General features: G+C 69.8%; 6 protein-coding genes and 1 rRNA gene. All 7 read right to left on the minus strand.

The window, feature by feature from the left end; all coding sequences use genetic code 11:
- Positions 1 to 75: 75 nt before the first annotated feature.
- Positions 76 to 954: a rod shape-determining protein MreC gene (gene mreC / locus E1295_RS46600; RefSeq protein ID WP_132641598.1), complete on the minus strand. Its 879-nt coding sequence runs from the start codon at positions 952 to 954 to the stop codon at positions 76 to 78.
- Entirely contained in the window at positions 954 to 1985 is a 1032-nt protein-coding gene (locus E1295_RS46605; RefSeq protein WP_132641600.1) for a rod shape-determining protein, read from the minus strand. Before E1295_RS46605 ends, mreC begins: the two co-directional genes overlap by 1 nt.
- A 318-nt stretch (positions 1986 to 2303) precedes the next feature.
- Positions 2304 to 2714, minus strand: coding sequence for a nucleoside-diphosphate kinase (gene ndk / locus E1295_RS46610; protein WP_132341601.1), 411 nt, complete (start codon positions 2712 to 2714; stop codon positions 2304 to 2306).
- Positions 2715 to 2852: 138 nt separating this feature from the next.
- Complete coding sequence (locus tag E1295_RS46615; RefSeq protein ID WP_132641602.1) at positions 2853 to 4406, minus strand: hypothetical protein; 1554 nt, start codon at positions 4404 to 4406, stop codon at positions 2853 to 2855.
- Between the two features lie 11 nt (positions 4407 to 4417).
- Positions 4418 to 4759 carry a DUF4233 domain-containing protein gene (locus E1295_RS46620; protein ID WP_132641604.1) on the minus strand — a complete coding sequence of 114 codons (342 nt, stop codon included), beginning with the start codon at positions 4757 to 4759 and terminating at the stop codon, positions 4418 to 4420.
- Positions 4759 to 6048 (minus strand): bifunctional folylpolyglutamate synthase/dihydrofolate synthase, encoded by a 1290-nt coding sequence (locus tag E1295_RS46625; protein ID WP_132641606.1) that lies wholly within the window; start codon positions 6046 to 6048, stop codon positions 4759 to 4761. The genes E1295_RS46620 and E1295_RS46625 overlap by 1 nt, the downstream gene beginning before the upstream one ends.
- Positions 6049 to 6198: 150 nt before the next feature.
- Positions 6199 to 6310 (minus strand): 5S ribosomal RNA (rrf, locus tag E1295_RS46630); the annotation flags it as partial.

Raw genomic sequence — 6310 nt, forward strand, 5'->3', positions numbered from 1 at the left:
CACCCGCGCAGGCGCCCCCACCCGGCCCCACATGCACTCCCGGTCCCAGAACCGTCGCCCTTCCCGGCGCCCCGGTCACCGCTCCTTCTCCTTGGGGGGCAGCACCGCATCGCGCGGGTCACGCTTGGGCGCCTCCACCACCACGCCGACCACATCGAGAGCCGTCAGATCCGCGTACGGCCGGGCGTAGGCGATGCGCGTCAGCTCTCCCGGCGTCGACTCCACCCTTTCGATCACCCCGACGGGCACCCCGGCCACATAAGGTCTCCCGTGTTGCGACCCGAAGCTCACGATCCGCCCGCCGCGGGTCAGCGCCGCGGTCGAGTCGAGCAGCCGGAACTGCACGAGCCGGCCGTGCTCCCCGACGCCGTGCACGACGCCGATCTCCTTGGCCCCTTCCAGCCGTGCCCCCACGGCTGAGGCGGGATCGCTGATCAGCACCACCGTCGAGCTGTGCGCCGCCGCGCGAATGACCCGCCCGACCAGCCCCTCACCGTTGATCACGGTCATCTCGGTGTGTACGCCGTCACGGGTGCCGACGTCGATCTGCACCGCGTCCTCGAAGCCGGGCGCGCCCCTCCGGGCGACGACGTTCGCCGGCACCACCTTGTATCCGCCCGTACCGGCCAGGCCGAGCAGGTCCTTGAGCTCCTTGGCCCGGTCGGAGTCGAGTTTGCCGGCCAGCATCCCGGCCCGCAGCTTGGCGTTCTCCGCCTTGAGCGCGTCGATGCGTTCCTGAGCGGCGGGCGCCGCCACCAGCGCCTGCACGAATCCGCCGATGGGGCGGAGGACCCCGCCGCCGAGTTGCTCCGCCGTGCCGAACACGTAAGCCCCTGCCGCGCGCAGCGGGTGCAGCGGCGAGTTGTCGCCCGTGCGGTGGTCGACGGTCAGGATGACCAGCGCCGCCGCCAGCAGCACTCCCAGGATCAGCCGGGCCCGGTTCGAATCTCTCATCAGTGTCGCGACTCCGGAACCAGGACCTGCTGAAGCGCTTCGAACTCCTCCGCGCACTTGCCCGAGCCGATGGCGACCGAGTCGAGCGCGTTGTCGACGAGGTGCACGGGCATGCCCGTCTCGGCCTTGACCCGCTCATCCAGCCCTCTGAGGAGGGCGCCGCCGCCGGTGAGCGCGATGCCGCGGTCCATGATGTCGCCGGACAACTCGGGCGGGCACTTGTCGAGTGTGGTCTTGACCGCGTCGACGATCGCGTTGACCGGCTCCTCGGTGGCCTTCCTGATCTCCTCGCTGGAGACGATGATGGTCTTCGGCAACCCGCTGACCAGGTCGCGGCCGCGGATCTCCGCGTGCGACTCCTCGCCGTCGGGGCAGGCCGAGCCGATCGCCATCTTGATCTCCTCGGCGGTGCGCTCGCCGAGCATCAGCGAGTATTCCTTCTTCGCGAACGAGATCACCGCCTGGTCGAGCTCGTCGCCGCCGATCCGGATCGACTGGCTGGTGACCACGCCGCCCATCGAGATGATGGCCACCTCGGTGGTGCCGCCGCCGACGTCGACCACCATGTTTCCGGTCGGCTCGTGCACCGGCAGCCCCGCGCCGATGGCGGCGGCCATGGGCTCCTCGATGATGTAGACCTTCCTGGCGCCCGCCTGGTATCCCGCCTCCTTCACCGCGCGCTGCTCGACACTGGTGATGCCGCTGGGCACGGCGATGATGATGCGTGGCTTGGCGAGGTGGCGGCGTCGATGCACTCTTTGGATGAAATATCGCAACATCCGCTCAGTAACGTCGAAATCGGCGATCACACCGTCCTTGAGCGGACGGACGGCGACGATGTTGCCAGGCGTGCGGCCGATCATCCGCTTGGCCTCGATGCCGACCGCCACGATCTTCCCGGTGGCGGTGTTGATCGCTACGACTGACGGCTCGTTTAGCACGATGCCCCGGCCGCGCACGTAAACCAACGTGTTTGCGGTGCCCAGGTCGACCGCCATGTCGCGGCCGAGAAACGCGAGCTTGCTGCCCATGGGGAACGGAGCCCTCCGTAACGTCCAATGCGAATGACTACGGATCGAATTCGAATCGTAACGTGACGTACCCACCGATGGGCGCAATGAGCCCCCGCGCCCCACAAAAATCTCCAGCCCCTAGCTCAACCGCAATTTTGCCCGGATTGCACCACAACATCCGACGGGCCGCGGGACCGTTTCAACACCCAACCGCGGGCAAGACTACGGGAATGCTCCGACAAAACTCTGCCAGCGCCCCCGTAAAGAAATAGGCCGGAACGCCACGTGCCCGCGCAGCGAAAAGCTGCGCGGGCACGCCGGGAAAGGGTGAACCGATCAGAAGCGGTCGGGGAAGAAGATCTTGATCTCCCTGGCGGCCGACTCGGGCGAGTCGGAGCCGTGCACGACGTTCTCGCCGATCTCGAGGGCGTGGTCGCCACGGATCGTGCCGGGGGCCGACTTGACCGGGTCGGTGGCGCCGGCCAGCGCGCGGAAAGCCTCGATCGCGCGCGGGCCCTCGAGCACCATGGCCACGAGCGGTCCCGAGGTGATGAACTCGACGAGCTCGCCGAAGAACGGCCGCTCGGAGTGCTCGGCGTAGTGAGCCTTCGCGGTGTCGGCGTCGAGGGTGCGCAGGTCCATCGCCACGACCTTGAGGCCCTTGCGCTCCACGCGGGCGATCACGTCACCGATGAGGCCGCGCTTGACCCCGTCGGGCTTGATCAGGACAAGAGTGCGCTCGGACACTTGGAGTTCTCCTTCGAACAGAATGGGACGCGGCGACAGGCACCGGACCTGGCCCCGTGAACGCTCCGCGGGGCACGGACCCACGCCCCGCCATGGCAGGGCCCTCAGCTTACCGCCCCGCGACGCGCCCTCGTTTCGCTACGCGGAGGCCGTGTCCTCGGGTGAATGCGCCTGTGGCGGCACCGCGGGCGGCTCGGGCCGCCGCTCGTCACCCCACTGCGGCCGCACCGCGTCGAACGCCGACCCGGGCGTCCCTGCCCGAGGCTCCTCACCAGCCGACCCTCCGGCGCAAGGCGCCTCCGCGCCGGCCTGCTCCCCACGCGGAGCCTTCCCCGGACGCCAAGCCATCACCGAGGCGAGCGCGATCACCACGACCAGCAGGAAACCGCCGATCAGCGCCCACCAGTGCAGCGCCCCGACGAAGCGGTCGACCAGTTCCTGCGCCGAACGCACCCCGTCGAGCATCGTCATCTGCACCCCGGTGCCCAGCAGGAAGCCCGCCAGCACCCCGGCACAGCACAGCGACAGCCCGTAGACCGCCACCCCGAAACCCACGTCCTGCAACGCCGCCGTCAACGCCACCGCCGCACCCGCCGCGAGCAGCGTGAACGGCACCACGAGCACCAACCCGTCAGCGGACGGTACGAGCAGCCGGACCGCGCACAGGCCCGCGACCATGGCCAGCAGCCCCAGAGGCACCAGCCACCGCGCGGCGCCCACGGCGTACAGCCGCACCGCCACCGCGGCCGCGACAGCGAACACCCCGGCCAGCCCGAACGGGATCCACAACCCGCGCAGCCCCGGCCCGCCGAGCCCGCCCATCTCCATGAGCGTGACCTGCGCGGCGCTCGGCAGCAGCACGACGCCCACCGCCACCATCGAGTACGACAACGTACGGTTCCGCGGCGGCCCGAACGAGGCCAGCACCAGCAGCCCGACGACCGCCAGCCCGGCCAGCGCGATCACCGGGACGGCCCGCCAGCCTTCGTTCGCGGTGCTGATCGCCATGATCGCGATGCCCGCCGCGGGCGCGACGGCCAGCAGCAGCCTGCCGCGTTCGTCTTCCTCGGCCACCTGCGGGGAAGGCGGCCTGAGCACCATCCACCCGACGAGATGGACGGCGGCCAGCGCGAGCGCCACACCTGTCACCAACGGGTAGGGCTGCAAGGTCACTTTCCAGCTGCTCACCGCGTCGAGCGGCCAGAGCGCCAGCGCCTGGGCCGCGAGCAGGCTCAGGCTCAACATGCCGGCCCACAGGGCGCGCAACATCGGCGCCCGATCCCAGACGGCGGCGAGCGTGGCGGGCACGATCAGGCCCGCGCCGACGCCGCGCGCCACCCGCACCGCTCCGACCAGCAGCTCAGAGCCGGCGTACCCGCCCGCGACCTCGGACAGCGCCACCAGCGTCAGCCCGGCGAGCAGCAGGTGCGCGGCCTTCACCCGGCGCAACGCCACGGAGGCGAGCGGAACGGTGAGCATCAGCGCGGGCAGGGCGAGCCCGTGCGTGCGCATGAGCCCGACCTGGTCGATGTCGCCCGGCAGAAGCTTGGCGACGACGGAGAGCGTGTTGGGGATCGCGACGATCGCCATGGGCAGAGCGGCCACGACGAGCAGCCCGAGCACGGCATCGAGCAGCCATGGAAGTCTGGGGCCAGCCGGGTGCGGCGACCGCTGGATCGGGGGGACGGCCATGTAGGCCGACTTTAGCGGGTAGTAGCGCCTTCGACACGGCGAGCGACGATAATCGCGGTGATCCAGAGCGCGGCGAAGATCGCGCCGAGGAAGAACATCGCCGGCACGAGGAACCCCGTGCAGATGGCCAGCACTTGTACGACGCTGCCGAGCACGTAGCCGAACGGCTTCTTGAGCAGGCCCGCGGCAAGCACGCAGAGCACGGCCAGGCCGATGCCGACCGTTACCGCCAGCCACGGCCGGATCCCGCCGACGCTGATCGCCACGGGCGTGATCAACCCGGCGACGATCGCCTCCATGCCGAGCACGCTGGCGCCGAGCCGCCGCATCCCCGGGGTGACCTCGAAGTGCATCACGAGCCGTCCGCCTTCATCAGCAGCCGCGCGTCACCCGCGGTCACCACGGACCCGGTGATGAGCACCCCGGTGCCGCTGAACTCGCCCTCGGCGTCGGCGATGCCGATGCCCTTGTCGATGGCGTCGTCGAGGCGCTCGACGACGTGCACACGCTCCTCGCCGAAGATCGGCACCGCCAGGGACGCCAGCCCCTGCGCCGTCATGGACCTGGGAGAGGAGTTGCGCGTGACGATGATCTCGTCGAGCACCGGTTCGAGCAGTTCGAGCAGCGCGTCGATGTCCTTGTCACGCATGACCGCGACCACGCCGACGACCTTCGCGAAGTCGAACGCCTCGTGCAGCGCGTCCAGCGTGGCCTGCATGCCGGCGGGGTTGTGGGCGGCGTCGACCACGACCGCCGGTGTGCGCCGCACGACCTCCATCCGGCCCGGCGAAGCGACCTCCGAGAACGCCTGGCGTACGAGGTCGATGTCGAGCGGGTCGTCGCCACCGGTCAACGCCTCCACGGCGGCCAGCGCGCAGACGGCGTTCCCGGCCTGATGGGCGCCGTGCAGCGGTAGGTAGACCTCGTCGTAGACGCCCTTGAGCCCGCGCAACGTCAGCAGCTGCCCGCCGAGCGCCACCTCACGGTTGAGCACCCCGAACTCGAGCCCCTCCCGCGCCACGACGGCGCCCACCTCGGCCGCGCGCCGCATGAGCACCTCGGCAGCCGGCAGTTCCTGTTGGGCGAAGACGGCCGTGGAGCCGGGCTTGACGATGCCCGCCTTCTCCGCGGCGATGCTGGGGATGTCAGGCCCGAGCCGGTCGGTGTGGTCGAGCGAGATGGGCGTGATCACCGACACGGTGCCGTCCGCGACGTTTGTGGCGTCCCACGAGCCGCCCATGCCGGCCTCGACGACGGCGACATCGACAGGCGTGTCGGCGAACGCCGCGAACGCCATCGCCGTCAGCAACTCGAAGAACTGGATGCGCCGGCCCTGCGTGTCGGTCAGTTCGACGTACGGGATGATCTCCTCGTAGACCTCGGCGAACCGTTCCTCACTCAGCGGCGCACCGTCAACGGTGATCCGCTCGCGCATCGACACCAGGTGCGGGCTGGTGAACCGCCCCACCCTCAGGTTGCGCTCCCGCAGGAGCGCCTCCGCCAGCCGCGCCGTGCTCGTCTTGCCGTTGGTGCCCGCGATGTGCATGACGGGGTACGCCCGCTGCGGAGAGCCGAGCACATCCAGAAGGGCCGCGATCCTGTCGAGCGTCGGCTCGAAATCCCACTCGACGCCACGCTCCATGATCGCGCGTTCTACCGCACGATAATCCACACCATCAACCCTACTGACCGCTGTCACCGCTCGCGCCGCGGCCCGACCTGGCCCCGCCCCCACTCACACAAAAAAAAGGGGGGTTCCACGCCCTAGGCGTGGAACCCCCCCACAAAGATTGTCCGGCGGTGACCTACTCTCCCACACCCTCCCGAGTGCAGTACCATCGGCGCAGAGAAGCTTAACTTCCGGGTTCGGAATGTAACCGGGTGTTTCCTTCCCGCCATAACCG

Source organism: Nonomuraea mesophila, from assembly GCF_004352805.1.
Classification (GTDB): domain Bacteria; phylum Actinomycetota; class Actinomycetes; order Streptosporangiales; family Streptosporangiaceae; genus Nonomuraea; species Nonomuraea longispora.

Excerpts from the sequence above, each read along its gene's own strand:
- mreC (WP_132641598.1), bottom strand. The coding sequence starts at position 954 with ATGAGAGATTCGAACCGGGCCCGGCTGATCCTGGGAGTGCTGCTGGCG.
- E1295_RS46615 (WP_132641602.1), bottom strand. The coding sequence starts at position 4,406 with ATGGCCGTCCCCCCGATCCAGCGGTCGCCGCACCCGGCTGGCCCCAGA.
- E1295_RS46625 (WP_132641606.1), bottom strand. The coding sequence starts at position 6,048 with ATGGAGCGTGGCGTCGAGTGGGATTTCGAGCCGACGCTCGACAGGATC.
- E1295_RS46605 (WP_132641600.1), bottom strand. The coding sequence starts at position 1,985 with ATGGGCAGCAAGCTCGCGTTTCTCGGCCGCGACATGGCGGTCGACCTG.
- E1295_RS46620 (WP_132641604.1), bottom strand. The coding sequence starts at position 4,759 with ATGCACTTCGAGGTCACCCCGGGGATGCGGCGGCTCGGCGCCAGCGTG.